This window comes from Exiguobacterium sp. TNDT2 (assembly GCF_003331145.1).
Taxonomy (GTDB): Bacteria; Bacillota; Bacilli; order Exiguobacteriales; family Exiguobacteriaceae; genus Exiguobacterium.
On sequence record NZ_QLVE01000014.1, the window covers coordinates 60,327 to 86,447 of the forward strand.

Annotated in this window: 20 protein-coding genes; 3 read left to right on the forward strand and 17 right to left on the reverse strand. The window is 52.8% G+C overall.

Annotated elements, in window-relative coordinates; genetic code table 11:
• Positions 1–10: 10 nt before the first annotated feature.
• Both addA and addB read right to left on the reverse strand, forming a co-directional pair.
• The gene (addA, locus tag DPV68_RS08840; protein ID WP_114166393.1) at positions 11–3,613 is read right to left on the reverse strand and encodes a helicase-exonuclease AddAB subunit AddA; all 3,603 of its coding nucleotides are present in this window, start codon (positions 3,611–3,613) and stop codon (positions 11–13) included.
• Entirely contained in the window at positions 3,597–7,037 is a 3,441-nt protein-coding gene (gene addB, locus DPV68_RS08845) for a helicase-exonuclease AddAB subunit AddB (RefSeq protein WP_114166394.1), read from the reverse strand. The genes addA and addB overlap by 17 nt, the downstream gene beginning before the upstream one ends.
• Before the next feature lie 160 nt (positions 7,038–7,197).
• Here addB and DPV68_RS08850 point away from each other — a divergent pair, with 160 nt between their 5' ends.
• Both DPV68_RS08850 and DPV68_RS08855 read left to right on the forward strand, forming a co-directional pair.
• Positions 7,198–7,578 carry a truncated hemoglobin gene (locus DPV68_RS08850; protein ID WP_114166395.1) on the forward strand — a complete coding sequence of 127 codons (381 nt, stop codon included), beginning with the start codon at positions 7,198–7,200 and terminating at the stop codon, positions 7,576–7,578.
• Between the two features lie 55 nt (positions 7,579–7,633).
• On the forward strand, positions 7,634–7,990 hold the full coding sequence (locus tag DPV68_RS08855; RefSeq protein ID WP_114166396.1) for a hypothetical protein: 357 nt from the start codon (positions 7,634–7,636) through the stop codon (positions 7,988–7,990).
• Positions 7,991–8,014: 24 nt separating this feature from the next.
• Here the strand turns inward: DPV68_RS08855 and DPV68_RS08860 are convergent, their stop codons facing one another.
• From DPV68_RS08860 to DPV68_RS08905, 10 genes are all read right to left on the reverse strand, one after another.
• Complete coding sequence (locus tag DPV68_RS08860) at positions 8,015–8,431, reverse strand: hypothetical protein (RefSeq protein WP_114166397.1); 417 nt, start codon at positions 8,429–8,431, stop codon at positions 8,015–8,017.
• Positions 8,432–8,567: 136 nt separating this feature from the next.
• Positions 8,568–11,636: an efflux RND transporter permease subunit gene (locus tag DPV68_RS08865; protein ID WP_114166398.1), complete on the reverse strand. Its 3,069-nt coding sequence runs from the start codon at positions 11,634–11,636 to the stop codon at positions 8,568–8,570.
• 108 nt (positions 11,637–11,744) lie between these two features.
• Positions 11,745–12,194 (reverse strand): competence protein ComK, encoded by a 450-nt coding sequence (locus DPV68_RS08870; RefSeq protein WP_232819572.1) that lies wholly within the window; start codon positions 12,192–12,194, stop codon positions 11,745–11,747.
• Between the two features lie 121 nt (positions 12,195–12,315).
• The gene (locus DPV68_RS08875; protein ID WP_114166400.1) at positions 12,316–13,695 is read right to left on the reverse strand and encodes a sensor histidine kinase; all 1,380 of its coding nucleotides are present in this window, start codon (positions 13,693–13,695) and stop codon (positions 12,316–12,318) included.
• Positions 13,692–14,354 (reverse strand): response regulator transcription factor, encoded by a 663-nt coding sequence (locus DPV68_RS08880; protein WP_114166401.1) that lies wholly within the window; start codon positions 14,352–14,354, stop codon positions 13,692–13,694. Before DPV68_RS08880 ends, DPV68_RS08875 begins: the two co-directional genes overlap by 4 nt.
• 344 nt (positions 14,355–14,698) lie before the next feature.
• Positions 14,699–14,905: a copper chaperone CopZ gene (gene copZ / locus DPV68_RS08885; RefSeq protein ID WP_114166402.1), complete on the reverse strand. Its 207-nt coding sequence runs from the start codon at positions 14,903–14,905 to the stop codon at positions 14,699–14,701.
• On the reverse strand, positions 14,902–17,013 hold the full coding sequence (locus tag DPV68_RS08890) for a heavy metal translocating P-type ATPase (RefSeq protein ID WP_114166403.1): 2,112 nt from the start codon (positions 17,011–17,013) through the stop codon (positions 14,902–14,904). Before DPV68_RS08890 ends, copZ begins: the two co-directional genes overlap by 4 nt.
• A 12-nt stretch (positions 17,014–17,025) precedes the next feature.
• Complete coding sequence (locus DPV68_RS08895; RefSeq protein WP_114166404.1) at positions 17,026–17,328, reverse strand: metal-sensitive transcriptional regulator; 303 nt, start codon at positions 17,326–17,328, stop codon at positions 17,026–17,028.
• A gap of 94 nt (positions 17,329–17,422) precedes the next feature.
• A complete protein-coding gene (locus DPV68_RS08900) occupies positions 17,423–18,970 on the reverse strand; it encodes a fatty acid--CoA ligase family protein (protein ID WP_114166405.1) in 1,548 nt (515 codons plus the stop codon).
• A gap of 103 nt (positions 18,971–19,073) precedes the next feature.
• A complete protein-coding gene (locus tag DPV68_RS08905) occupies positions 19,074–19,547 on the reverse strand; it encodes a PTS sugar transporter subunit IIA (RefSeq protein ID WP_114166406.1) in 474 nt (157 codons plus the stop codon).
• Between the two features lie 225 nt (positions 19,548–19,772).
• On the opposite strand from DPV68_RS08905, the gene DPV68_RS08910 reads away from it, so the two are divergent.
• Complete coding sequence (locus DPV68_RS08910; RefSeq protein ID WP_114166407.1) at positions 19,773–20,636, forward strand: aminoglycoside phosphotransferase family protein; 864 nt, start codon at positions 19,773–19,775, stop codon at positions 20,634–20,636.
• A 52-nt stretch (positions 20,637–20,688) separates the two neighbouring features.
• Here DPV68_RS08910 and lplA read toward each other — a convergent pair whose 3' ends face one another.
• From lplA to hemE, 5 genes are all read right to left on the reverse strand, one after another.
• A complete protein-coding gene (lplA, locus tag DPV68_RS08915; RefSeq protein ID WP_114166408.1) occupies positions 20,689–21,678 on the reverse strand; it encodes a lipoate--protein ligase in 990 nt (329 codons plus the stop codon).
• Positions 21,679–21,746: 68 nt separating this feature from the next.
• Entirely contained in the window at positions 21,747–22,634 is an 888-nt protein-coding gene (locus DPV68_RS08920) for a Cof-type HAD-IIB family hydrolase (RefSeq protein WP_232819573.1), read from the reverse strand.
• A gap of 89 nt (positions 22,635–22,723) precedes the next feature.
• Positions 22,724–24,109, reverse strand: coding sequence for a protoporphyrinogen oxidase (gene hemG / locus DPV68_RS08925; protein ID WP_114166410.1), 1,386 nt, complete (start codon positions 24,107–24,109; stop codon positions 22,724–22,726).
• Positions 24,102–25,031, reverse strand: coding sequence for a ferrochelatase (gene hemH / locus DPV68_RS08930; RefSeq protein WP_034776539.1), 930 nt, complete (start codon positions 25,029–25,031; stop codon positions 24,102–24,104). Before hemH ends, hemG begins: the two co-directional genes overlap by 8 nt.
• On the reverse strand, positions 25,028–26,077 hold the full coding sequence (gene hemE / locus DPV68_RS08935; protein ID WP_114166411.1) for a uroporphyrinogen decarboxylase: 1,050 nt from the start codon (positions 26,075–26,077) through the stop codon (positions 25,028–25,030). Before hemE ends, hemH begins: the two co-directional genes overlap by 4 nt.
• Positions 26,078–26,121 lie beyond the last annotated feature (44 nt).

The following is a 26,121-nucleotide window of genomic DNA, read 5'->3' on the forward strand; positions in this document are numbered from 1 at the left end:
AACGTCTAGACTACAAGGCAACAATTTCCTGTAAATCGAGGGAATAAATGAGCATCCGACCGACTGTGATTCCCCAAATCGCCTCGATGGCCTCCCGATAGAGCGATAATTGGACGTGATAGCGGTCGCGCAACAGTTGTTTGGCCGCTTCACGAGAGTCGCTCGAGAAGAGCACGGAATCCGATTTATAGTCGAGGAGCACATATGTCTCCCCATCATAGAACAGACAATCGATAATCCCTTGGATCAGCACATGTTCGTCAGTGAACGCCCCGCTCGGGTTGACCCACTCGGCCGGAACCGTGTACGTGAACGGCAGCTCGCGCCAACCTCGTCCGACTTGAAGCGCTGCCGTTAACGCACACCCGGTTTCCGAAGCGAAGAACGCCTCGATTTCAGGACGCGCGAGCCGTGCCGTCTCGGCCTCGACCGGGCTGAGCATGCCGTCGGCTTCCCAACGGTCGATTTGTAAGGCGAGCGGCTCGGACGGGTCAATCAATTGGAAGACGAGATGTAACGTCGTTCCTCGTTCTGCCCCCGTTTGTTGGGATTGCTTCCATTTCGGAACTCGATACGGGGTGTCCGTCGCCCGGTACGTCTCTTCGAACGCTGCCTGTTCAAGCTGGAGCGCCCGCTTCAACTCCGTCACCGTTTGTTTGGCGGCCGTCTCGGTCGCGGCTTGGGCCGGATAGGCATAGGTGAACGCCCGGCGAACGAAATCTGTGATGTTCGCCTCGTCTTTGACCGGGAAGTCGATCGCCTCGAACTGTTTGACGTGATGGAGCTGCGCCATCATCTCTTGGAGCGTGGCGACTTCCGCCAAGTCCTCTTCGCCGATGATGCGGTACGTCCACGGGGTCGCTTCCGATTGCGGCGCGATGACCGGCAACCCTTGCTCTTCTAAAAACGGGGCCGCCCCTTCGAGTTTTAGGAGCGCCGGCGCAACCCAATCGAGGTACGTCTTCGCCTCACGACGTGCATCGGCCGATAAAGTCGCCCCAGTTTGCTCGACGTGCAGCCATTGCCCGATCTGTGTCCCCGGCTCTTTGACCGTCCCGATCAAAATCAATTTTTCCTTGGCACGGGTGAGGGCGACATACAAGACGCGCATCTCTTCGGCTTTCATCGTCGCATCGAGGTCGCGGCGAATCATCTCTTTGACGAACGTCTCCGTTTTCGTGCGGGTGACGACGTCAATCGCGTCAAGTGAGATGCCATAGCGTTTATGGAAGATGACGCGTTGCGTTTGGTCGCGCTTGTTGAACTGCTTCCCGAGCTGGGCCACGATCGTGACCGGGAACTCGAGTCCTTTTGATTTGTGGACCGTCATGATCCGGACGACGTTTTCTTCTTCACCGAGCGAACGCGCCTCGGACAAATCTTCGCCATTATCTTGGAGCCGGTCCATCACACGGAGGAAACGATACAAACCGCGGTATCCGCTCCGCTCATATGACAACGCCCGGTCATAGAGCGCCTTCAAGTTTTCTTGGCGCCCTTTCCCATCTGGCAAGCCGCCGGCGAAATCGTAGAAGCCGGTGTCATTGAACACTTGTTGAATCAGTTCCGATAAGCTATGGTTGCGGGCGAACGTGCGCCACGCCGACAACGCGTCGAGGACGTCGCCGCACTTCAGACCGAGTTCGTCCTCATCATCCGCTTTCGCCTTGAGCGCCTCGAAGAACGACTCTTCTGATTCCAGGCGAATCTTCGCCAGCTCTTGGTCGCTGAAGCCAAACATCGGTGAACGGAGCGCCCCGGCGAGCGGGATGTCCTGGAGCGGGTTATCGATCAGTTTCAACACCGCGAGCATCATCCGAATCTCGGTCGCTTGGAAATAGCCGCCGTCCGAATCGGTATAGGCCGGGATGTTGTACTGCGTCAAAATATCCATCAGCTGTTCGACCCGCTCTTTCTTCGAGCGGACCAAGATGACGATGTCGCGATATTCGCACGACCGTAGCAAACCCGTCGCTTCATCGGTCACTTTGAACGGTTCATCCCCCGAGACGAGCTCTAAAATCCGGGTCGCGATGGCCCGGCCCTCGAGTTCTTGTTTCGACAAGTCGCGGCTCTCCCCGTTGACGAGAATGAGTTCCGGACTCGCCTCGAGCGCCTCATACTCCCGTCCTGGGACGAGACGTGCCGCCTCATCGTATTCGATCTCGCTCACTTCTTCGTCCATCAATCGGACGAACAAGTCGTTAATGCCGTGGAGGACCTCAGCTCGGCTTCTAAAGTTTTGCGACAAGTCGATGCGTTGCCCCGCCCCATCCTGTTTGAAGCGCGTCGCCTTCTCAATGAACAGACGCGGCTCGGCATGGCGGAACCGATAAATCGATTGCTTGATATCCCCGACCATGAACAAGTTGCCGGCGTGCTCGGCTTCATGGCTGACGAGCCCGATGATCGTCTCTTGAATCTCGTTCGTATCTTGATACTCATCGATCAACACTTCGGCGAAACGCTGTTTGTAAAGCGACGCGACCGAGGATGGTCCGTCCCCGTCCCGTAAAATGGCGAGCGCGTAATGCTCGAGGTCACTGAAGTCGACGAAGGCACGGTCACGTTTCGCCTGCTCGTAAGCGGCACCGAACGTCCGGACGGTCTTGACGAGCGTCTCGACGAGCGGACGTTGCGTCATCAAAACTTCTAAATAGTCCGCCCCGCTCGTGCCGGCCTGTGCGATCGCCTCGCTCAACTTCTTCTTCGCCTGGTCATAGGCCGGTTTCAACACCGTGTGATAGACGTGGTGTTCGTCTTTCTTTTGGACGGATTTCATCGTCCCGAATTTGACGGCGCGGGCCGCCGTCTCGAGCTCGCTCCACTTGAACGAGTCCGGATCGAGATTCACGAACGGTAAAATCGCCTGTTGCACGTTCTCGGATTGAGCCTCATAACCGGCGAGGCGCAGTTCGATGGCGACGCGACGGAGCTGACGCAACGCTTTTTCGATGTCTATCCAGAGCAGACGCCCGAATTCAATCAACAGCTGTTCCTCGTCCGGGTCACCGGCGAACTGATACAGCGACACGAGTTCATCCAAGTACGCTTCCGGGTCCGGCAGCGTCCGAGCATAGTGATAGAGGCCGAGAATCAATTCCTCAATCTCACTGTCACCCCGGTCCGACGTGTAAGCGTCAATCAATGCGAAGAAAGCCTGGTCTTGTTGCCCGTACGCCTCCTCGAGCACATCTTCGAGCACATCGTCCTGCAAGAGGACCAAGTCCCGCTCCTCGGCGATTTTGAACGCCGGGTCGAGGTCGAGCAGATAGTAGTTCTCCCGAATCACTTCGAGACAGAACGAGTGGATCGTCGTGATGAGCGCTCGGTTGAGCATTTGGCGTTGTTTTCGAATATATGCGTTCTCGGGGTCATCACGGAGTGCCCCGTCGAGCGCTTTGGCGATTCGTCGCTTCATCTCGGCCGCCGCCGCATTCGTGAATGTGACCACGAGCATGCGGTCCGCCGTCAATTCGTCCGTCTCATCCAAGAGACGGCTCGCGAGCCGTTCCACAAGGACGGCCGTCTTGCCGGAACCGGCTGCCGCCGAGACGAGCACGTGCGAACCTCTCGCATCGATGGCCGCTTGTTGGTCATTCGTCCACTGCATCAACGTCACCTCCTAATCTTGACAAGACGTCATCTTTTTCTAACTTCTTCAATTGGCGTGGCTCGTTGGACAGCGCCTCATCAAAGTGACAGACACTTTGGAATGGGCACGTCTGACAAGGCCGTCGCTCTTTATATTCATATGGCTCAACGCCGATTTCGCCATCGTACATCGCCTCGGTGCTCGACCGGGCCAAGCCGAAAGCATGGTCCATCAGCTGTTCGAGCTGTGGCGGGGAGACGACTTTTTTCGTCGAGTTCACGTCGAGCGTGCCGTCCTTTTTATATTTGACCGGGATGACGATTGATTTTTTCTGATCTTGTTTTGCGGTCCGGTCCATCGCCTCTAAAATAGCGGGATCATCGACGAGCAATCCTTGCATCTGGTACGACTCGAGCACTTTGCGCTCGGTATCCGTATCCGTCTCGCCCGGGGCGACGAGCGGCCGGTGAACGTGGAAGTAAAGGGCCGCTGCTGGCGCGACATTCTCTTGTGTCCACGCGTTCGCCTGCTCAATCAGCACTTTCAAGTAGATGAGCATCTGCATGGCGAGGCCGTAATAAATTTCGGCGAAGTCGATCTCGTGTTTGCTCGACTTATAGTCGATGATCCGGACGTAGAGTTGATCATGGACCGAGGCCGTGTCGACGCGGTCGATGCGTCCGACGAGTTCACATGTCGCTCCGTTACTGAGCGTGAACGATACCGGTGGGAAATTGCCGCTACCAAAGTCGAGCTCGAATGCGACCGGGTCGAACCCATCCCGTTTCGATTGCTCGATCAATACTTCCGCCGTCTTGCTGACGACGTCCGTCAGTTTCTTCTTCAAATAACCGTATCGATTCGAACTCATCAAAATCGCATTTTGGATTTCCGGCGTAACGAGTTCGACGGCCGCCTCGGCGAGTGACGAACATTCGTCTCGGCTCACATCCCGCCATTCTTTCCCTTCCATCTGCACGGTCTGGGACATATGCTCAATCGTGCGATGGTACAAGTTGCCGATATCCGGCGCTTCTAACCGATATAGACGGCGTTCTTTCAAACGGAGTCCGTAACGCGCGAAATGACGAAATGGACAAGCCTGGAACGTCTCAAGCCTTGAGACGCTTGCCCGGATCGAGTTCGTGTACAGTGACTTGGCGACATCTTCCGGCAGTGGTTGCGGCACGTTTTGATAGAAGAGCGCGCTCGTCAGTAAGCGAATCCGGTCGCGGCCTTCCGGGTGTTTCAACAGCTCGTTATACACTGTGAACCACGTGTCTTGAATCGGATAATGCCGGCTGAGCCGCTGCAGTTCAAGTGCCGTCACCGCTGCCGTCTGATTCACGTTTGTGATGAACGACAACTGGTCGCTCGGACGATGCTCCCCGGCTTCTGCGAAGTGGGTCGTCACGACTTTCCCGCCACTGAGGCGGGCTTTGAGGTCGGCGATGAAACTTGCCGGCTGGATCGCCTTGCCGGTCCGATCGACGAGGGCGTAACTGACGAACAGACGATGGCTCGGTGCTGTGAGCGCCTTATACAAATAGTACGTCTCGTCATCAAATAAATGCTCGGTCGCTTTCCCGGCCCGAACGCCGAAATCATGCATGAAATCAAGATCTTGGTCGGTCAACAGTTTCGACTGGGTCGCTACGAGCGGGATTTGGTCTTCGTTCGCCCCGAGTAAGAAGACGACCTTTTTATCGATCAAGCGGCCCCGGACGTAATCGGTGACCGTCAATTGATCTAGAGACGGCGGGACGAGCGCATAGCGCAGGCTGTCGAGCCCAGTGTCCATCATCTGCAGGAACAGTTCGGTTGAAAGCGTCTCGTCAGGCGCAGCCGCCTCCAACTGCTCGAGCAAGTGCAACACGGCGTCCCACACTTGCGTATGTTCGCGCGCCTCGAGCAAGCGTGCCTCCTCGAGCGCTTCGTCCCGCCAATAGGCGAGACAGGACGCCACATCGATTCGTTCCAAGAAAGCGTAGATGGCGTGCGTATACGCCTGCATCGTCTTCGCCGCCTTTAAATCGGCCAAGAGCGGGTCGAACGTGTCGACGACGGTTTGGCGATAACGATTGAGTGCCGTCTCCAAGTCGAGCTCTTCCCCGGTCAAACGCGCCTCTTCTTCGGCTCGGCGTCGCAAATACCACTCCTCGTGCCAGTGGTAATGTTTAATTCCGCGTTCGATGACGAACGCCTCGAGTCGGTCGACCGACGTGCGCCGATGTTCCGCATCGAGCAGGATCAATTCGGTTTTAAGCGCCCGGAACACCGGTTCTTCTCGATATCCGCGTAAAGCGACTTCAATCGTCGCTTTCAACAATTCAACGACTGGATGATCAAGCATCGGTTGCCGCTCATCAAGGAAGAACGGCAACTGCATTTTTTGAAGCGCCTGTGTCGCCAAGTCGCCATACGCTTCAAGCGAACGGGATACAAAGGCGATGTCGCGGTAGCGGAAGCCTTCCTCGCGGACGAGCCGTACGACTTCACGGACGGCCGCCTCGACTTCTACCGACCGGTCGACGGCCGCATGCAACACGACGTTCGAATCAGATCGGGTGTACGGGGCCGCTGTCACTTGCCCGAACGTCGCCTCAAGATAGGCTAGACTCGGATGCTGGAAGCGTGGTGATCCAGCATGTTTTTTATCATTCGAGGCGAGACCGCGCTCGGACAATAGCTCTTTAAAACGCATAAGTGTCCGTTGCGTCGGCCCGAACGAAGGATGAGGCCGGTAGAGCGAATCTGGATCAATCGTCAACAGCACGTCGAGTGGCGCCTTCTCCGCCAAGGCGACCAGGACCGCCAGCTCTTGCTCCGAAAATTCATTGAAACCGTCGACATAAAACTGTGTCCCGGTCAAATCGATGTCTGGCAACAGTTGGAGCAGCACGTTGAAATAGTCTTCAGCGTGGAGCGATTTCCCTTCCGTCATCGTCAAGAATCCCTCGTAAAGAATCGACAGGTCTTGCAGTTTTAGTGATCGATGTTGGTCTTGTTCGCTCAGACGGAGCAATTGCTCCGGGTCGACGAGGCCCCGTTTGAGGAGTGTGATTAACGCATTCAATTCCTCATAGAAGCCGAACTGATTCATCGTCCGACGGAACAAGGTCAATCGTTCCTCGTTCATCTCGACGACGCGGCGCAACAGCAAATGCGTTCCCGTCTGGTCTAAAAATTGTTCGGTCGCGACGCCACGGTCGCGCATCATCAAAAAGGCGAGTCGACGCATCGATAGAACTTGAATCCGGGTCGATCCGTTCAAGCCATCCGTCATCGCCATCTTCCGTTCCATCTCGAACGACATTTGGTCTGGGACGAGCATATAGATGGTCGGTCCGCTCGGGTCACGCTTCAGCTCTTCGATGACTTGTTTCGTCATCCATTCGCTTTTTCCGCTCCCGGAACGCCCGACGTGAAAAGTGACCGTCATTTAGGCGAACACCCCTTCCCTTTTTTTCTTTATTATGACCCATTCCGTACTGTTTGTAGAGGGAAATCCTTTGAAACCCCGGCAAGAAAATTGACTAGCCCCCATCCTTCCCATTTCTGACAAAAATCGATTAGACTGGACGTATGAGGGGGAATAGAACATGAGTGCATATGAACAATTCGGAGGCGAGCGCGGTGTCCAGCAGCTCGTCGACGCTTTTTACGACCTCGTCTACGCTGATCCGGTGTTATTGCCGTTGTTTCCGGACGACAAAGACCGGGTCAAAGCGCATCAATTCGAGTTTTTAACACAACTGCTCGGGGGACCGAAACTTTACACAGAACGTCGCGGCGGCGGCAACTTGGCGATGATTCATCGTGACCACCCGATTTCGGAGACACACGCCGGCCACTGGCTCGGCTGCATGGAGCAAGCGCTCAAAACAGTCGATGCACCTGAGTCGGTCAAACAACAACTGTTCCATCGTTTGATTATGTCATCCTCGAACGTCGTCCGCGTCTGTTCGCACCATTTTGAGTAGTCAGCTTTTCGAAAAGCGGGTATGATAAGAAAGTAAGTAAAGGAGGTCGTTTTTCATGACAGAAGAAGAAAAAAAAGAGGCCGTTTCCTCTGAAGAAGAAACGGAAGAAGTAGAACCGACGGCAGTCCTCGCCGACGCTCTTGAAGAGGACGAAGAGGAAGAAGACCAGCCCGAAGAAAAGAACATGGACCACATCAAAGGTGTGTTCAACTATATGCACGAGAACGGACGAGAGTATCGCGTCGTCTTTTATCAAGACCGGAAAAACCTCGTGTTCCGTGAACTCGGCAACGGGAAAGTCGAATTCGTCGGACGTTTCACAGAAGAGGCATATGATGAAGAGAATGAAGCAGAGATGCGTGAACTCGGTGAGCAACAGCTCGAACGGATTCTCGCGGATCGCCTCAAATAAAAAAATCGCCCGCGGGCGATTTTTTTATTTGTGCTTATTCTTGTTTTGTTTTTTCTTACGCAACGCATAAATTACACCCGCAAGTCCTCCGGCGACAGCGATCCCCGCCACGGCCGGCACGAGCACTTTTTTCGTCGGAATCATTTCCTTCACCCGTTCATACGGCGTAGGCACCGACAGCTCGAGTTGAACCGCCGACTCACCGTGGCCGTGCGCACGCGCCTGACGAGCCGCGTCGGTGATGACGACACGTCCCGTCGTATACCGACGAACACCGTGTTCATCGGTGTACGGGCGACGGACACGTTTGACGCCACGCACTGTGCGCCCACGTGCCGCATCGGGTCGGACGATGCGTTCACTCGTCCACGAGCGACCCCCTGTCGCGCTATAAGCAGGGCGCATCTTGCGCCGATTAATCCATGTGTACGAATCGTTCATGTCTATTCCCTCCAATATACTGAAGTACCTTTTCTGATTATACCCATCCAACATCTGGAGAAAACATGAGGTGTCGTGAACGTTCGTTCACAAAAACAGAGGGTGGCCCGGTTCGGACCACCCTCTGTTTTCCACATTACTCTGTGAATGGCTTATCTCGATGGCGACGTTTCGCCAAAATCAAATAGTAAGCTGGGACGAGCACGAGCGTCAATACGGTCGAGAAGAGAATTCCTGACACGATTCCGATAGCGAGCGGTCGGAACAGCGGGTCTTCTCCAAGCGCGACCGGCAAGAGTGCCACGACAGCGGTCAACGCCGTCAACAGAATCGGACGAATCCGGGCGCGTCCCGCCTCATAGACGGCCGTCGTGACGGCCATGCCGTCACGAATTCCTTGCTCGATAAACTCGAACAAGACGACTGCGTTCCGAACGACGATTCCGGCTAGTGAGACAATCCCCATCGAAGCCATGAAGCTAAATGGTGTCTGCGTGACAAACAGTCCGACGACCGCTCCCGCTATCGCCAAGTAAATCGTGAACAAGACGAGGAGCGGAAGTGACAATGAATTGAACTGGAACGCGATAATCAAGAAGATCAAGAACAACACGACGACGAACAACGTGGCAAGTTCAAGGAAGAACTCGTTTTGTGTGTCGCTCGCGCCGGATTGGTCGAACGCGATCCCTTCATCGGTCAATGACGCCTCGGCATCAGCAAGCACGCGGTCGACGTCTTGTTTGAACGCTTCTTCGTCCATGCCTTCGCTCGCGTAGATCTGGAGCGTCACGGTCCGTTCCCCGTTCTCACGTGGAATCTGTTGAATCTGCTCCGTCGTCGTCTCGGTGACGAACGTACTGAGCGGCGCGACCGGTGGACCGGCTTCCATTTGAACCGGGACGAGGATATCATCTAAGGCGAGCGCCTCACGATTCGCTTCCGCATCGACGACGATTTTCACGTCACGCTGCTCGACCCCGTCATCGAACGTGCCGATTGGGATGCCATCCGTGACGAGGCGAATCTGGTCACTGATCGACCTCGCCGTCACACCGGCAGCCGCCATCGCGTCACGATTAAGTTCATATGTGAGCGTCTGGAACGGCTCTTTAATGTTGTCGAGGACGAGTGCGCCGTCAATGGCTTCGAGGTCCGCTTTGACAGCATCCCGTGCTGTGACGAGCTGCTCAATCGTTTCACCGCGCATCGTGAACTCGACCGGCGCCGAAGTCGGCGGTCCTTGTTGCTGCGTATCCAAGAAGATTTCAGCATCCGGGTTATTCTCCCGGATTTGTGTCGTGTATTCGTCGATCAATTGAATCGCATCGATCGTCTCATTGTCGACACGAACGACGATTTGACCCGTGTTTTCACCTGTCTGATCGAGGCCACCCGTGAAGAGGCCCGGTAAGCCGCTACCTGCAAAGACAGACGTCTCGACGACACCATCGATACTTTGGAACTCTTCCTCAATCGCTCGAAGTCTCCGTTCCGTCTCTTCAAGGTCGGTTTGGACCGGCAAGGTGACACTCGTCACGACTTCTGGGCGGTTCGCGGCCGGGAAGAATTCGAACGGGGTCAATAGAATCAATCCATACAACGCGGTCGTGATCACAAAACCGACGAGTCCGAACGTCCAAGGACGTTTCGCGACTTTCGGCAACAACTTGTCTGCGTAGAAATTACTGAGACGGTTGAGCGGACCACCTAACCAACCTGGCTCTCGTTTTGAAACTTTGACTTGTTTCCGATTCAACCAGTATTGGGCAATCGGGACGAGGGTCAAACTAATGATCATCGAGGCGAGCACCGACAAGGCTAATACGGTCGGCAAGGCGCGGATAAAGTTCCCGTTCGCCCCTGACAAGAGCGTCAACGGCAAGAAGGCGAAGACGACGGCGAGCGTCGACGTGACGATCGACCCCCATACTTCTTTCGTCCCGCGCACGGCACCGCCCATCGCCGTATCACCTTTCCGGTAACGGCGCAGAATATTGTCATTGACGACGATGGCGTCATCGACGAGAATCCCGAGTGCGATGATCGCCCCGATGATTGAGATTTGGTTCAAGTCGACACCGGTGAAACGAAGTGGAATCAACGCGAGCAAAAACGACAATGGAATCGCCAAACTGACGATCAAGGAACCTGAGATTGTCAATCCGATCGTCGTGACGACGATGACCGCGATCATGGCGATGATGAATTCACGAGTGAGGGAGGAGAAGATATCATCGACCGCTTTGGCCTGCTCGTAATAAGGGACAAGCTCGACACCACTCACGTCGCCGACTTCATCCGCGACGACTTCGTCGACGCGTTCTTGAAGCGTCGGGATATCTTGACCCGGTTCAATCGTGACCGTCAAGGAAACGGCAGGTTGTCCATCGAGTGAAACGAGGTCCGTGACCGCTTTTTCCGTCTCTTCGACCGTACCGACGTCTTCAAGGAGGACAGGTGTCCCATTCACTGAGCCGACGACGACTTGGCCCATGTCATTGACGTTCGTCAAACTGTCGATCGCCAATTGGTAAATCCCATCTTCAGTCGACTGGCGACCGAGCGGTGTCGTCTTATATTCTTCATTGATGGCCGTCAAGACGTCCGGAAAAGCAAGTTGACGCTCCCCGAGTTCCGCCGAATCGAGCGAGACAACGAATTCCGTTTCCGGTAGTCCTTTGATTGTCACACCGGTAACCCCATCTGTCCGCAACAGACGTTCCTCCAACCGCTCGACATCTTCACGCACTGTCTGGAGTGTTTGGCGATCATCTGCCGTCAATAAGTAAGAAGCGACCGGCAACTGCCCGATCGAGTCATTGATGGTCGGGGCCAGCACGTTTTCTGGCAAGCGTGGCGCAGCATCTGAGATCGCTTGGCGTACATTCGACTGCAGCTCACTTCGATCGAAGCCGTCCTCATACTCGATGGTGATATTCGAGAACTCGGATGCGGATAATGATGACACATTCTCGATCCCATCGAGTCCTCTCAATTCAGTCTCCAAAATATTCGTGACGTTCCGTTCGACCGTCTCTGCGGTCGCGCCCGGATATGGCGTTTGAATCAAGATGATATTGACACTCGTCTCTGGAATTTCACGCTTCGGAAGTTGGAAGAACGTAAGCACTCCGACGACGACTGCGACGAGCAAAAACACGATGATCAGTTTTCCTCGTTCAATCATTTTTTGAAAAAACATGTTGACCCCTCACTTTCAGATAATGTGCAAATACACATATGAACTATTCTTCTTTATCATAGAGGGGTTCACCATTCATTTCAATCTTTAAACCCAGTTGAATGTGCTTCAGTGAAAGCGTTTTTGAAACGAATATGATAACTCGATGGAGCGTTGTTTCTGCCGATAGACGGTGTGATCCGATACCGGAACCTCGACCGATTCACCTGAATAGAACAAAATCCGGCTTCCTTTGCCACTCTTATCAGCCTTACGCACGTGTGAAAAGTTGATCCAGGCACAGTCAGGGCTTTCTTTAGCAATGGTCGGAAAAAAGATGACATCTGCATGCCAATCCATGATGACAGGCGTCTTCCGGTGCGGGCCGAGTACGTTACGTGCCGCCTCGATCCGACCTTGAATGCTTGAACCGTAATACAGACAGGCCGATTCGAGTAAATAAAGGGGCGATCCTTTCAATCGTTCTACCCCGCCGGATTGATAGACGAGCGTCTCCGCCTCTCCATACTCGTTGAAAACTGGAATCAATGCTCTTGTTTCATTCGTTAACTCAGTCATCTGGTTTGCCTCCATCATGGATATAGTGACTTACATGTCATTCATACCAAGAAATCATCGTTTCCACAAATTGAAGTCAAACGTTTCCCATTAAAAAATCAGCCAAAGAGTGGCTGATTTTTTAATTTCGAGAATCTAATTTAAGTTTTGGCGTCGAATTCGCTGACGGAAAGTGAAAATGTACAGCAACTCCGTCATTTGTATTTCCCAACGCCACCGTCCCTTCATGAAGTGTCACGATTCGTTGGACGATGAACAGACCAAGACCAAACTTCCCTTCTTTTCCTCGAGAAAATTGATGAAACAAGTCAAGATTCGGATCAACCGGAGGACCATCGTTCTCGATAATGATTTCCACACCCGCTTCAGAGCGTATTAGTTCGATTCGAATCCTGGACTCAGCGTAGCGTAAGGCGTTATCAAGCACGTTCTCGAATGCGACGCGAATTTGTTCTCCGTCCCCGAGCATCTCGCCAGCATGCCCTGTTACCACCCAATCCAAGTTGCCGCGCAGTTTGAATCGGCTAACGAGCAGTTCCATCAGCTTGTCGAGATTGATTGGTTCAAGCCGCATCTCTTGACCTTTAAAATACTCGAGCTTCGTGACGTATAACAAGTCGACAACTTTCTTCTCGAGCCGGGACGCCTCTTCGTCGATGACTTCGGCCGACCCTTTCAAGTCCCCGGTCGGATAAATCCCGTCGCCGATCGATTGGGCGTAGCCGCGGATGACCATGATCGGTGTCTTCAAGTCATGTGAGATGTTTTGAAGCAACGCCTGCTGGGCCACGTCTTGCTCTTGCAACTCTTGCCGCATCGCATCAATCGAGCGGGCCAACTGCCCGAGCTCATCTTGCCGGGCGAGCGGGAGCACCGTCTCCCATTGTCGGTTCGAGATTTTCTCGACCGCCCGCTCCATCTCGACGATCGGCTTCGTCAACTCTCGCGACATCCATAACGCCGGGATTAACGACAACAGGCTGATGACACCGATTAAAATCGAGATGCGCCAGTAGAGCGTCGAGACGAGTTCACGCCGGTAAGCGTCCCAGGCGTAGGAAGCCTGGTAAATCAGAGCCCCATCGTACTCGTTCTGCCGAATGATGTAGTAGACATCCTCTCCGTCAATCGTCGTCTGGTATTTGGCGACCTCGCTCGTCTGCGTGAGCGCCTCCTGATACATCCGGTTCGTCAATTCGAGCGGGGCCGAACCATAAATGATACGTCCGTTCGGTAAGAAGATGAGCTGGTTGACCGACCGGGATTCTTGTTGGCGACGGTCATACTCAATCGGATTTTGCGGAATGTTTTCTAGCTCATTCGTATTCCCTAGGTAATAATCCACATCTTGCAACGTCTCGTACACTTGTTCATCGATGAATTGTGTGATGGACGATCGAATCGTCAACAAAATCATCAAGGCGAGCGTCACGATGATGAGCAGGATCAACATCCAAATTTTCCACATGAGCCGTTTCGGCTGAAGTCGATCGAGTTTCATGGCTTGATCAATCGATAACCGACGCCATAGAGCGTCTCGAGCTCAAGGCGATGCAATTTTTTCCGGAGGCGGCGTACCAAATCGTCGACGACGCGGTCCGAACCGAAATAGTCATGGCCCCATACCCCTTCTAAAATCTGTTCACGGGACAAGGCAGAACCCGGATGTTCGAGGAAGAGGAGCAACAAATCGAACTCTTTTGATGTCAAATCGATCTCGTCTTGTTCATGTTTGATGAGACGTTTCTCCGGATAAATCGTATATTCGCCGTATTCGATATGCTCATTCGACTTCGAGCCGTAGACACGGTCGATTAACTTTTTGACGCGGATGACCAGTTCGCGCGGCAAGAACGGTTTCGCGATGTAATCATCCGAACCCATCTCAAGTCCGATGATTTTATCGATATCCTCGTCTCGCGCAGAGATAAAAATCGTCGGCGTGAACGCATTCGTCGCCTTGATTTGTTTCAGCAGTTGGAACCCGTCGAGGTCCGGGAGCATAATATCGAGCACCCATAGGTCCGGCTCGTCTTTGATGGCGGCCTGAGCTGAAGTCCCATCAGTGAACGAACGGACTTGATAGCCTTCTTGTTCTAAATACGTGACGAGCATCTTGTTCAAATTAACTTCGTCATCGACCAAATAAATTGTGTACATTCCAGTCACCTCTGCAACGTTTTTACTTATCATATCAAACAATTGTGGACGAATGATGAGAATGCAGTCGTTTTCTCAGCGCTCAATGTGTTGACGACACGCAAACAAGCCCACAAAAAAAGAAGGGTCCCCCCTTCCTTATCGCGTCGGCCGAGTGCGCATCTGTTGCGCGAGGAATACCGTACCTCCACCAAGGAGTGCCAGTACACCGCTAATCATCATGAGTTCCATCATGTTCCACCTTCCCATTGATAGCGATTCTCATTATCACCTATAATATAGCACACTTATTCAGGCATGAACATGACAAAAAAGCTCCTGCCATGTTAGGCAGGAGCTCTGGATTATGCGTTGACGTCGTAACCCTGTTCTTCGATGGCTTCGATCATCGTTTTCACTGAAATGTTATCGTTGTGGATGACATCGACCCGATGGTCCTGTAACGAGACGATTGCCGACTCGACGCCTTCAAGTTCCGTCAATGCGCCTTCGACCGCTGCCTTGCAGTGATTACATGTCATACCTTCTACTTTCAATGTCGTTTCATTCATTTAGATGTTCCTCCTTGTGTTTTCAATCGTAATGCGTTCAAGACGACCGAGACCGAACTGAACGCCATGGCCGCCCCGGCAATCCATGGTGCGAGTAGACCGGCCGCTGCGACCGGGATACCTAAACTGTTATAGGCAAGCGCCCAGAACAAGTTTTGGCGAATGTTACGCATCGTCAACGCGCTCATCTCGATGGCACGGTTCACGCCTTCGATATCTTGTCCCATCACGGTGACGTCAGCCGCCTCCAAGGCGACATCAGTCCCGCTACCAAACGCGATACCGACATCGGCGACAGCAAGCGCCGGCGCGTCATTCATCCCGTCCCCGACCATGGCGACACGGCCCTGGCGTTTCAGCGCCTCGACATGGTCCGCCTTCTCGACGGGCAACACCTCGGCGATCACGTTCGTTTCCGGAATCCCGAGTTGCCGGGCGACATCGAGCGCGACTTCTTTCCGGTCACCGGTCAAGACGTAGACTTGTCTCGTTTTGGCAAGTTGTTGGACGACGGAGCGGCTTTGGTCTTTCAACCGGTCTTGAAGACCGAACGCCGCGACGACCCCAGACTCATCGGCCACATAGACCGGCGTCATTGCCTGCATGTCCCATTCCGGTAATGCAAATCCGGCTTCTTGCATCATACGGACCGAGCCGATAAGGAGAGGTTTCCCATCTACGACCGCTTTCAATCCTCGACCGGCCAATTCTTCGACGCGTTCGACCCGACCGGCCCCTTCGCCTCGACCGATTGCCTCGGCGAGCGGGTGCGTCGACTGACGTTCAGCCATGACGGCTTGTTTCAAGAACGATGCGTCTCCGAACGTCGCCACGACTTCCGGCGTACCTTTCGTGAGCGTCCCCGTCTTATCGAAGACGACGATATCGGCACCATTCAACGATTCGAGTTGCCCGCCACCTTTGAACAAGACACCTTGTTCGGCGGCACGTCCCGTCCCGACCATGATCGATGTCGGTGTCGCGAGACCGAGCGCACACGGACAAGCGATAACGAGAACGGCAATCGATGCCCGAATCGCCATGTCCAAATCATTGAAGCCAAGCGTCCAAACGGCGAACGTCAAGGCGCTGATGGCGACGACGATTGGAACGAACACACCTGAAATTCGGTCCGCTTGCCGTTGAATCGGGGCTTTATCCGTCTGGGCCTGTTCAACGACACGGACAATTTGAGCGAGCATCGTCTCGCTGCCGACACGTTCGGCGACCATCAAGACCCGATGTGAGCGGTTGATCGTCCCGCCGACAACATCGGCGCCAACACTTTTCTCAGATGGGATCGACTCTCCGGTCAACATCGACTCATCGATGACCGTCTCACCTTCGACGATTTTTCCATCGACCGGCACTTTTTCACCAGGTCGGACGACGATGACGTCGCCGGCTTTGACCAAGTCAATCGCGACTGACCGTTCCACGCCATCGACGAGTAAAATCGCTTCTTTCGCCTGTAACGATAAGAGTGACTTGAGCGCGTCCGTCGTTTTTTCTTTCGCTCGGGCCTCTAACCATTTCCCGAGCAATACGAGCGTGATCAGAACGGCACTCGTCTCGAAATAGAGTGACGGGTGCGTCGGATGTACGAGCATCTCGAACACGGAATAAAAATAAGCAGCCGACGTCCCTGTGGCCACGAGGACGTCCATGTTGGCCGCGCCACTCTTCAAGCTCTTATACGCCCCTTTATAAAACTGGGCCCCGATCCAAAACTGGACAGGCGTGGCGAGCGCGAATTGCCACCACGGATTCATCAGCCAATCGGCATGGAACGTCACACCCGGGATGTGCGTAATCATGACGATCAGAAGCGGCGCTGACAATAGCGCCGAGATGAGCACTTTTCGCTCGAGCGGACGAAGGTCGTGCTTTGGTGTCAATTCGGCCTTACGTTCCGCTCCGTAGCCGATCTTCTCGATGCGGGCGATCAACTCTTCTTCAGTGATTCCTTCTTCGACGCGAATCGTCGCCGTTTCAAGCGGCAAGTTAACGGTCGCTTCGACACCATCCATTTTATTCAACACTTTTTCGATTCGGGCCGAACATGCGGCGCATGTCATCCCTTGAATCGACAGTTCGACGGTTTTCATCGGTCCACCTCCTTACTTTTTGATGCGGCTGACGATTGTCATCAATTCGTCAATGTATGGGTCCATGTCTTCCGTTTCACTGGCATGGACTAGACATTTGCGCATATGGCGTTCGAGCAATTGCATCTCGACTTGCTTGAGCGCCGCTTGAATCGCTGACGTCTGCGTCAAAATATCCACACAATAGCGGTCACTCTCGACCATCTTTTGAATCCCTCGTACTTGTCCTTCAATCCGGCGCAGTCGTTTGCTGAGCGCTTCACGTTCCGCGTCTTCGCGCGGGACGAGCGGTTGGTCATGCATGAATTCTTCCATGATTATCACCTCGCCTTTAATATACCCCTACCCCGTAATGGTGTCAAATCATTTAATCAAAAAAGGGCGACCAATTTGTCGCCCTTCTCTCATCTCAATTGCGTTGGAACGCCTCGCTCTTTAAGACGGTCCGTAAAATCTTACCGGTCGTGTTCCGAGGCAGCTCATCAATCATTTCAATTTGTGTCGGCTGTTTATACTTCGCGAGTTTCGTCGCCGCGAACGCTCGGATTTCGTCAAGCGTCACCTGTTCGTCACGAGTGACGATAAACGCCTTAACCGCTTCCCCTTGCTCAGCGTCCGGTACGCCGATGACAGCCGCCTCGACGATGCCAGGGTGCTGATAGAGCACTTCTTCGACTTCACGCGGATAGACGTTATAGCCGCCGACGATGACCATGTCTTTCTTCCGGTCAACGATGTAGAAGTATCCGTCCTCGTCACGCTTTGCCAAGTCACCCGTGTAAAGCCATCCGTCCCGAAGCGTCACTGACGTCTCTTCCGGTAGCTTGTAATAGCCTTTCATGACATTCGGTCCACGGACGATGAGTTCACCGACCTCGTCGACCCCGACCTCTTCCCCGAGCTCATCGACGACTTTGTTCTCGACGTGGACGATCGATGGTCCAATCGATCCGGCCTTCCGCTCACCATGGAGCGGGTTGAAACAAGTGACCGGTGACGCTTCCGACAGGCCATACCCTTCGAGAATCTTACATTCAAACTTTTGTTCGAACGATTCGAGCAGTTGTACCGGCAGGCTCGCCCCGCCGGATACGAAGACGCGGACGTGCTTGAGCGCCGAGGCATAAGCCGGCACTTTCATCGCCGTCTGCAGCAAGAAGTTATACATTGTCGGCACCCCAGCGAAAATGCTGACGCGATGTCTCGGGATGAGGTCGAACACGTCTTGCGGCGAGAACTTCGGCAAGATGACAATCGTCGCCCCACGAAGAAGCGGGGCGTTCACGATGACCGTCAGACAGAAAACGTGGAACATCGGTAACGCCGCGAGCGCTTTATCTTCCGGCGTAATCTCCAAATATTCCCCAATTGAATGGGCGTTCGAGAACAAGTTGAGATGCGTCAACAACGCTCCCTTAGGTTTCCCGGTCGTCCCGCTCGTATACAGGATGACGGCAACCTCTTCCTCATCGACCGTGACGAGTTCCCCTTTCGTTGACGCGAACACCTCGTTAAACGGCAAGAACTCGATGTCCCCGTCCCGTTTCAACGCCGGCACATCCGCGTAAGGGACCGAGATGACGAGCCCGAGATGTGGCAACTTTGTAAGCGCAGCTTCTGCTTGTGCGACGAGCGGTGATAATGCGACGATGGCCTTCACGTCCCCGTCGAGCAGAATATAAGCCATCTCATCTGGTGTGTATGTAGGGTTGATCGGTATGACGACCCCACCTCGTGCGAGCACCGCAAAGTATGAAATCAAGAATGCCGGACTATTGCCGAGGACGAGTGCGACGTGATCCCCTTGACCGATGCCTTTTTGCTCGAGCGTCGCCGCCATCGCCTCGACTTGACCGAAAAACTGTCCGTAGCTGACCGTGTCTTCCCCAAACACGTAGGCCGCCTTATTCGGATGCGCGGCCACAACTCTCTGTAGTGCCGTGACTAAGTTTGCCATGGTAATCCCCCTTTGGAAATGAATGACTATTCACTTTTGAGCCGTAAAAAAGAGCACGGCAACCGCGCTCTTTTTCAGTTATCTTTATTGTACATGAAACGACTCAATAAGAAAACGCTTTCAATTCCATCGTCTGCAAATGATATAAACCGGTTCGGCTCTGTACGTGGACGAGCGCTTGAAGCGTCTCGTCATCCATGAGCAAATCGTCCATCAATTTGTGGAGCGCCGACTTCTTCGCTTCGGTTGTTGCCGTGATGAAAAAGATGGCTTCGGCTCGAATCGTTTCACCAGCAATCGTCTGCATCGCAAACGGGAGATTAAGATGTAACAATGTGATGCCATCTTGCTTCGAGACGTGAATCGGCACATCAACGACAGCGACCGGCACGGCGACATCCGTCACGCCCGACGGAATCGATCGTTCTTGACCTATTACGACGCGCGTGAACGTCTCATCGACAATACCGCGTCTTTCTAATTCAAGACCGATCGCGCGGACAGCGAGTTCAAAAGTTGGCTGTTCCGTCACCCACATCCGATTCGCGTCCATCCATTCTGTAATCAATCGGTACATATCATTTCCTCCTATTGGCTGAGCCCCTTTTAAGAAAGCGTTTGCATTGATTATGATACGCCTACTTATGTAGACAAACAATAATATGGGATAATATTCACTAAACCGCCAAAATTCACATTGTTTTTGCTTTCGCTTTTTTTATTGATTTCCTAATTACAAAAACGAAACGAATTTGTCTATAATTAATATCTTGGGTTTAAATTGTGATGGGAGATATAAATTATGTTAGAACGTTTAATTGATATGTTCAAATTAGAAATATCTAAGATATATGAGGTCGAGGATTCCTTTAGCTCTGCCGTATATAAATGCTTGTTGACAAATGGACAAAATATTATTCTTAAAATTCCTTATTCAAAAGTTAAATTGAATCGTGAATTAGAGGCTTATCGCCTTTTAAGTGAGTCCATTCCAACACCAAAGTTACTGAACTATTGGCTTGGTGACGAAAATTGTGTTGGGGCTTTCCTATTAACTGAATTAAAAGGTGAGACTCTTACACCAAACACATCTTCCTCTATTGCTTTTCAAGTTGGGCAGATTCATGGCAAGCTCCATACAATCCAGCCTAATGAAAATTACCCATCATTACATATAAATAACGTATTTCAAAATTGGTCGCAATTTGTCGATGCTCAATTTTATAATTTTGCTAAAGACGTAAAGCCTATAATCGACGATAGATTATACAAACTAGCGATTAAAAAATTTGAAACAATGAAACAAGAACTACCGTCACCCGATGGACCAAGTTTTATCCATATGGACTTTCGACCAGGCAATATTATTATAAATAAAAATCAAATTTCAGGAATAATAGATTTTGAAACTGTGCGATTTGGATCAACAGAAGTTGATTTTACTAAACTATATCGTGATTATTTGTCCCACAACGAAAATTTATACCTCGCTTACAAAGAAGGATACAACAGTATTCGACCTCTAATAGATTTAGATCTCGTTCTGCCGTTTTATAGTTTTACTGACTCTTTTAATAGCTTAGGTTGGTGCAAGCGACGTGGTCTCTCAAAAAATATAAATTTTTTCGAGAGAAATTTGGAGATGTTAAAGGAGTCTGTGTTATAGTTTCGACAAAAAATAAGGGACGTTTAGGATTCACCTAAACGTCCCTTATTTTTCAGCTAATGAGATCGACGAGTTCTTCGAGTTCGACGTTGCCAAAGTAATGTTTGACGTCAAGCTGTGACAATTGTTCCCGAATTGCGCCGCGTTCGAACCGCGTCCCGACGAGTATTTGTTCGACGTCATGGATATCACCGACACCGAAGAAATCACCATAGATTTTCGCTTCCGTGATCGTCCCTTTGTTGACGTTCAAACGGACGTCAATCGTGCCGATCGGGAACCGACGTTTCGACTCGACATCAAACTTCGGTGACTTCCCGAAGTTCCAGTCCCAGTTCGCGTAGCGTTCTTTCGAGATGTCCTGAACAATCTCCCAGTCCTCATCGCGAAGCACGTAGCGCTCAGGTTCTTGCCCGTCATAAATCGAGTGAAGGAGTGCCTCGACGAAGTGTTCCATCGCCATCTCTTCTTCTAAGAATTCCGTGATGTTGGCGACGCGACTACGGACCGACTTGATTCCTTTCGAGCGCATCTTCTCTTCTGAGACGTTGAGTGAGTTGACGACTTCCTCAATGTTCGAGTTGAACATGAGCGTCCCGTGGCTGAACATGCGGCCGCGCGTCGTGAACTGGGCGTTACCGCTGATTTTGCGTTCGCCGACTTGGATGTCATTGCGGCCCGTCAATTCGGCCTCGACTCCGAGCTGTTTCAAGGCGTCGACGATCGGTTGCGTGAACTTCTTATAGTTATTGAACGAGTTGCCGTCATCTTTTGTGATGAAGCTGAAGTTCAAGTTTCCTTCGTCATGATAGACGGCGCCGCCACCCGAGAGACGACGGACGACGTCAATCCCATTCTCTTCGATATATTTCAAATTGACTTCTTCTGATGTATTTTGGTTCTTCCCGATGATGATCGACGGGCCGTTAATATAGAACAAGAAATAATCCTCATGCTCGACGTTCAAATGCTTGAGGATATACTCCTCGACCGCCAAGTTGAGTTTCGGGTCCCGGATGTCCGGGTTGAAAATAAATTTCACAGTAAGTTCCTCCTAAGGATGTTCGTTAGTTGTATTATACGAGACGTCGGCCCGGCGCTACAACTCGTTTACTTCCATTCCCCTGTCATGACGCGTTTCAATGCGTTCGCGACACCATATTCGTCGTGACGCTCGGTGACGTGGTGGCTGATGGCAATCAAGTCTTCGTGACTATTGCCCATCGCGATGGCTTTGCCGGCGACTTCAAACATCGGAATATCGTTCAAGTTGTCGCCGATGACGACGACTTCTGACAAATCGACACCGAAATGCTCGGCCAATTTCTTGACGCCGTGCCCTTTGTCGGCCCCGTTCGCCATGACCTCGATGTTATCGTTGCCTGAAGACGTAACGTACACGCCTTCCACGCGCTCATCGATTTCCGTCCACAGTGACGACATCTTCTCGAAATGGCTCGAGAAGGCGATGAATTTATACACGCGTCCGGCCTCGTTCTTAATGAAGTCCTCGATGTCTTCGACGAGACGGACGTCTTCATTGACATAATAACGTTTGCGGAAGAACTCATACATCTCGAGCGACCGCTCATCACCGTTTTGTTTCAAGTTCTCCATCGTTGCCTCAATCAAATCGAGTCGGCTTGCGACGAGGCCCGCCTCTGAATACATTTCATAAAAGACGTCTGAATATTTGTGGTCTTGATGCAACACCGAAACGACCTCTAGCGCTTCTTCCGTCGTCAAATCGATTTCATGCAACACGTCACCCGTTTCCGTCAGTACGCGGCCGCCATTCGAAGAGACGATCGGACACGTGAGACCAACTTCGTCAAGGATTTCTTTCGCATTGAAGTAATTGCGTCCCGTCGCAATCGCAAAGCGAATCCCTTGTGCTTCTGCCGCACGGACGATTTCCGCCGTCTCGGGCGCAATTTTCGTGTGGTTGTGCAAGATCGTGCCGTCCATATCGGATACGAACAATTTGTACGTTGTCATCAACATCCACTCCTCTTTTTCTGTTTCGCTTATAACTATACCAAAAAGAGAGACCATCGGAATAATCCGACACCTCCCTTCACGAATCTTTAATCTTCTTCCGCGAGCGCCTTGATCTGTTCATGGACACTCTTGATACAGTCTGGCATGCCGATTCCGTCATAGGCGATGCCTGCGAGCAGAATGCCCGGATAGACGCGGCCCATCTCGGCACGCAGTGCGCGGACCCGATCGGAATGGAAGACGGCGTAGGGCGGTAACCCGTCCCGGAGCCGGCTGACGACCGTCTCGATCGGCGATGCTTTAATCGTCATCAAGCCGCCGAGGTCACGTAACGCCGTCGCGACAATCTCCTCATCGGACGCATCGACGATGTCATCGGCACCCGGACGTCCGAGAAAGACGCGCAGGACGTGATACCCTTCCGGCACGGCGTGCGGCCATTTCTGGTCGATGAACGTACACGCCGTAATCGTCACATCCGCCTCCTGGCTCGTAACGAAGCCCGTCCCAACGAACGGTAGCTCGATATCGTCTTCTTTGAACACGAGCGAACACGTCGCCGTCGCGTGTGGCTTCATATCCGCAAGAAAATTACTATCAACTTTTGGTAAGAACTGACGGATGAGCCGGGGCGGGACCGTCAAGATGAGGTGATCGGACTCGATATCGCCTCGATTCGTTAGCAGACGATATCCGCCCTCAATCTCCTCGACTTGTTCGACCGAACAGTTCAAGACGATCTCGGTGCGCACTAGCCGCTCGGCAAGACGATCGGTGAGCGACTTCAACCCTCGTTTGAGTGAAGCGAACTGTCCGACTTTCTTGGCCCCGACTTCAGCGACCCGCTGCTCAGGACGAAGGTGACGCATTCCCTCATACAAGTTCCCGTATTTCTTCTCGCCTTCGATAAATTGAGGGAACGTCGACAACGCACTCATCTGATCGATATCTCCCGCATAAATCCCGGAAAGAAGCGGTTCGATCAACCGGTCGACGATCGGGTCCCCGACGCGCTCGCGTAAATAAAGCCCGAGCGAGACGTCCGTCTTCGGGGCTTCGACGTCCGGGGGCGACAACAGCATGGCCCGCAGCGTGGCGTGTTCTTCCTCGGACAAGAGTGTCGTATCCTTAAACACATCGACGTCGAGCGGGATGCCCATGACCGTCTGCTTCGGGATCGGATGCAATCCGTCATGATGCAAGACGTACGCTTGACCCACACCGTTCCGGACGATCTCATCGCCGAGTCCGACGTCGTGAATCAAGTCGGTCATTGCCGTCTTCCGGAACACGTACGAGTCAGGACCACGCTCGACCGCGAATTCTCCCGTCTCAAACGTATCGATTTTCCCGCCTAACCGCCCGCTCGCTTCGACGAGCTTGATCGTCACGTCCTCCGGTAAATAACGCTCGGCATAAAAAGCGGCGGTGAGACCTGTGATCCCACCACCGACAATCGTTACATTACGCATGATGCACAATCACGCTTTCCATGCGATCGGCGATGGCTTCAATGAAGCTACGCTCCGCGTTTGGCATGTTCGGGCGCGCGTAGTGAACGCCGAGGCGGTCACAAACGACTTTACATTCCACGTCGTTATCGAAGAGCACCTCGAGATGATCCGCGACGAATCCGACCGGCGTGTAGACGAACGCCTCATAGCCATGCTTTTCATAAAGTTCAGCCGTCAAATCTTGGACGTCCGGTCCAATCCACGGGTCAGGCGTGTTGCCTTCCGACTGCCAACCGACCTCATAGTTCGGTACGCCCGCTGCTTGGGCGATTTTGTCAGCCGTCTCTTTCAATTGATCTGGATACGGGTCGCCGCCTGCCAAAATCTTCTCTGGAAGACTGTGCGCCGAGACGATCAAGCAAGCCTTCTCGGCCGGTACCGGCAAGTTCGCAAACGTCGCTTTGATCGCTTCTGCCCACCAGTTGATGAATTTCGGCTCATCGTACCACGATTCGACCGAACGGATCTCAATGCCGTATTTCGCGGCTTCTTCATGCGCCCGCCCGTTGTACGACTTGACGCTGTATGACGAGTAGTGCGGAGCCAATACGACCGACACCGCTTCTTTAATGCCGTCGTTCGCCATTTGCGCGACCGCATCTTCTACGAACGGTTCGATGTGCTTGAGCCCGATGTAGAGTTTGAAGTCGATCTCACCGGCGTGGCGCTCGTTCAAGATGTCACGAAGCGTCTCTGCTTGGTCGATGGTAATCTTTGCGAGCGGCGATACGCCACCGATGGCCTCATAGCGCTCCGTCAAGTCTTGGAGTGCTTCCGGTGATGGTTTACGGCCATAGCGGATGTGTGTGTAGTAACGCTCGATATCTTCAGGTTTGTACGGTGTCCCATAAGCCATTACGAGTAATCCGACGGTTTTCATAATGATGTGCCTCCCATTTTTTCACGTGAGTAATCATGGATAAATGCTGTCAATTTGACGAGAACGGACGGATCGACTTCCGGGAACACCCCATGTCCCAAGTTGAAGACGTATCCTGGTTGCTTCATCCCCTCGTCGAGGATTTCTTTCACTTTCGCTTCGATGACCGGCCACGGGGCCAACAAGAATGAGGGATCCAAGTTTCCTTGGACCGCTTTCGTGATGCCGCGGTCGCGCGCCTCTTGAACCGATAAGCGCCAGTCGAGTCCGACGACGTCGAGCGGCTGATCTTGCCACTCTTCGACGAGATGGCTCGCTCCGACACCGTGCATGATGAGCGGGATGTCGAGCTTGCGCAACTCGGTGAAGATCCGTTCTGTCGTCGGTTTAATGTAACGGACATAATCCTTACGGCTGAGCGTCCCGACCCATGAGTCGAACAATTGGAACGCTTGAATGCCGGCCTCCGCCTGCGCTGTCGCATATGTGATGACCATGTCGCCCAGTTTCTCCATGAGCGCGTTCCACACGTCCGGCTCGGCGTACATGAGTGCTTTTGTCCGGTGGTAACTCTTCGATGGGCCGCCCTCGATCATATAACTCGCGAGTGTGAACGGTGCACCCGAAAACCCGATGAGCGGGACTTCAAGGCGTTCCCGAAGCAAACGGATCGTCTCGAACACGTACGAGATGTCGTCCGTGTTGAGCGGTTTTAAGCGTTCCACGTCTTCCATCGTCCGGTACGGATTGTCGATGACCGGACCGATGCCGCTCTTGATTTCCACATCGACACCCATCGACGGGAGTGGCGTCATAATATCTTTATACAGAATGGCCGCGTCGACTCCTAGTTGTTTCACCGGGAGCTCTGTCACGTAGGCACACAGCTCGGCATCATGCGTGATCTCGAATAGTGTCCTCGTTTTTTTGATCTCACGATATTCTGGTTGGTAGCGTCCGGCTTGGCGCATGTACCAGACGGGCACATAGTCTGTCGCCTCTCCTTTAAACGCCTTCAAAATAGTATCGTTCATACGTCGCGTCATTCCCCTCTATAATTCTCCTACACTCTTCTTCTATAGGTATGTGA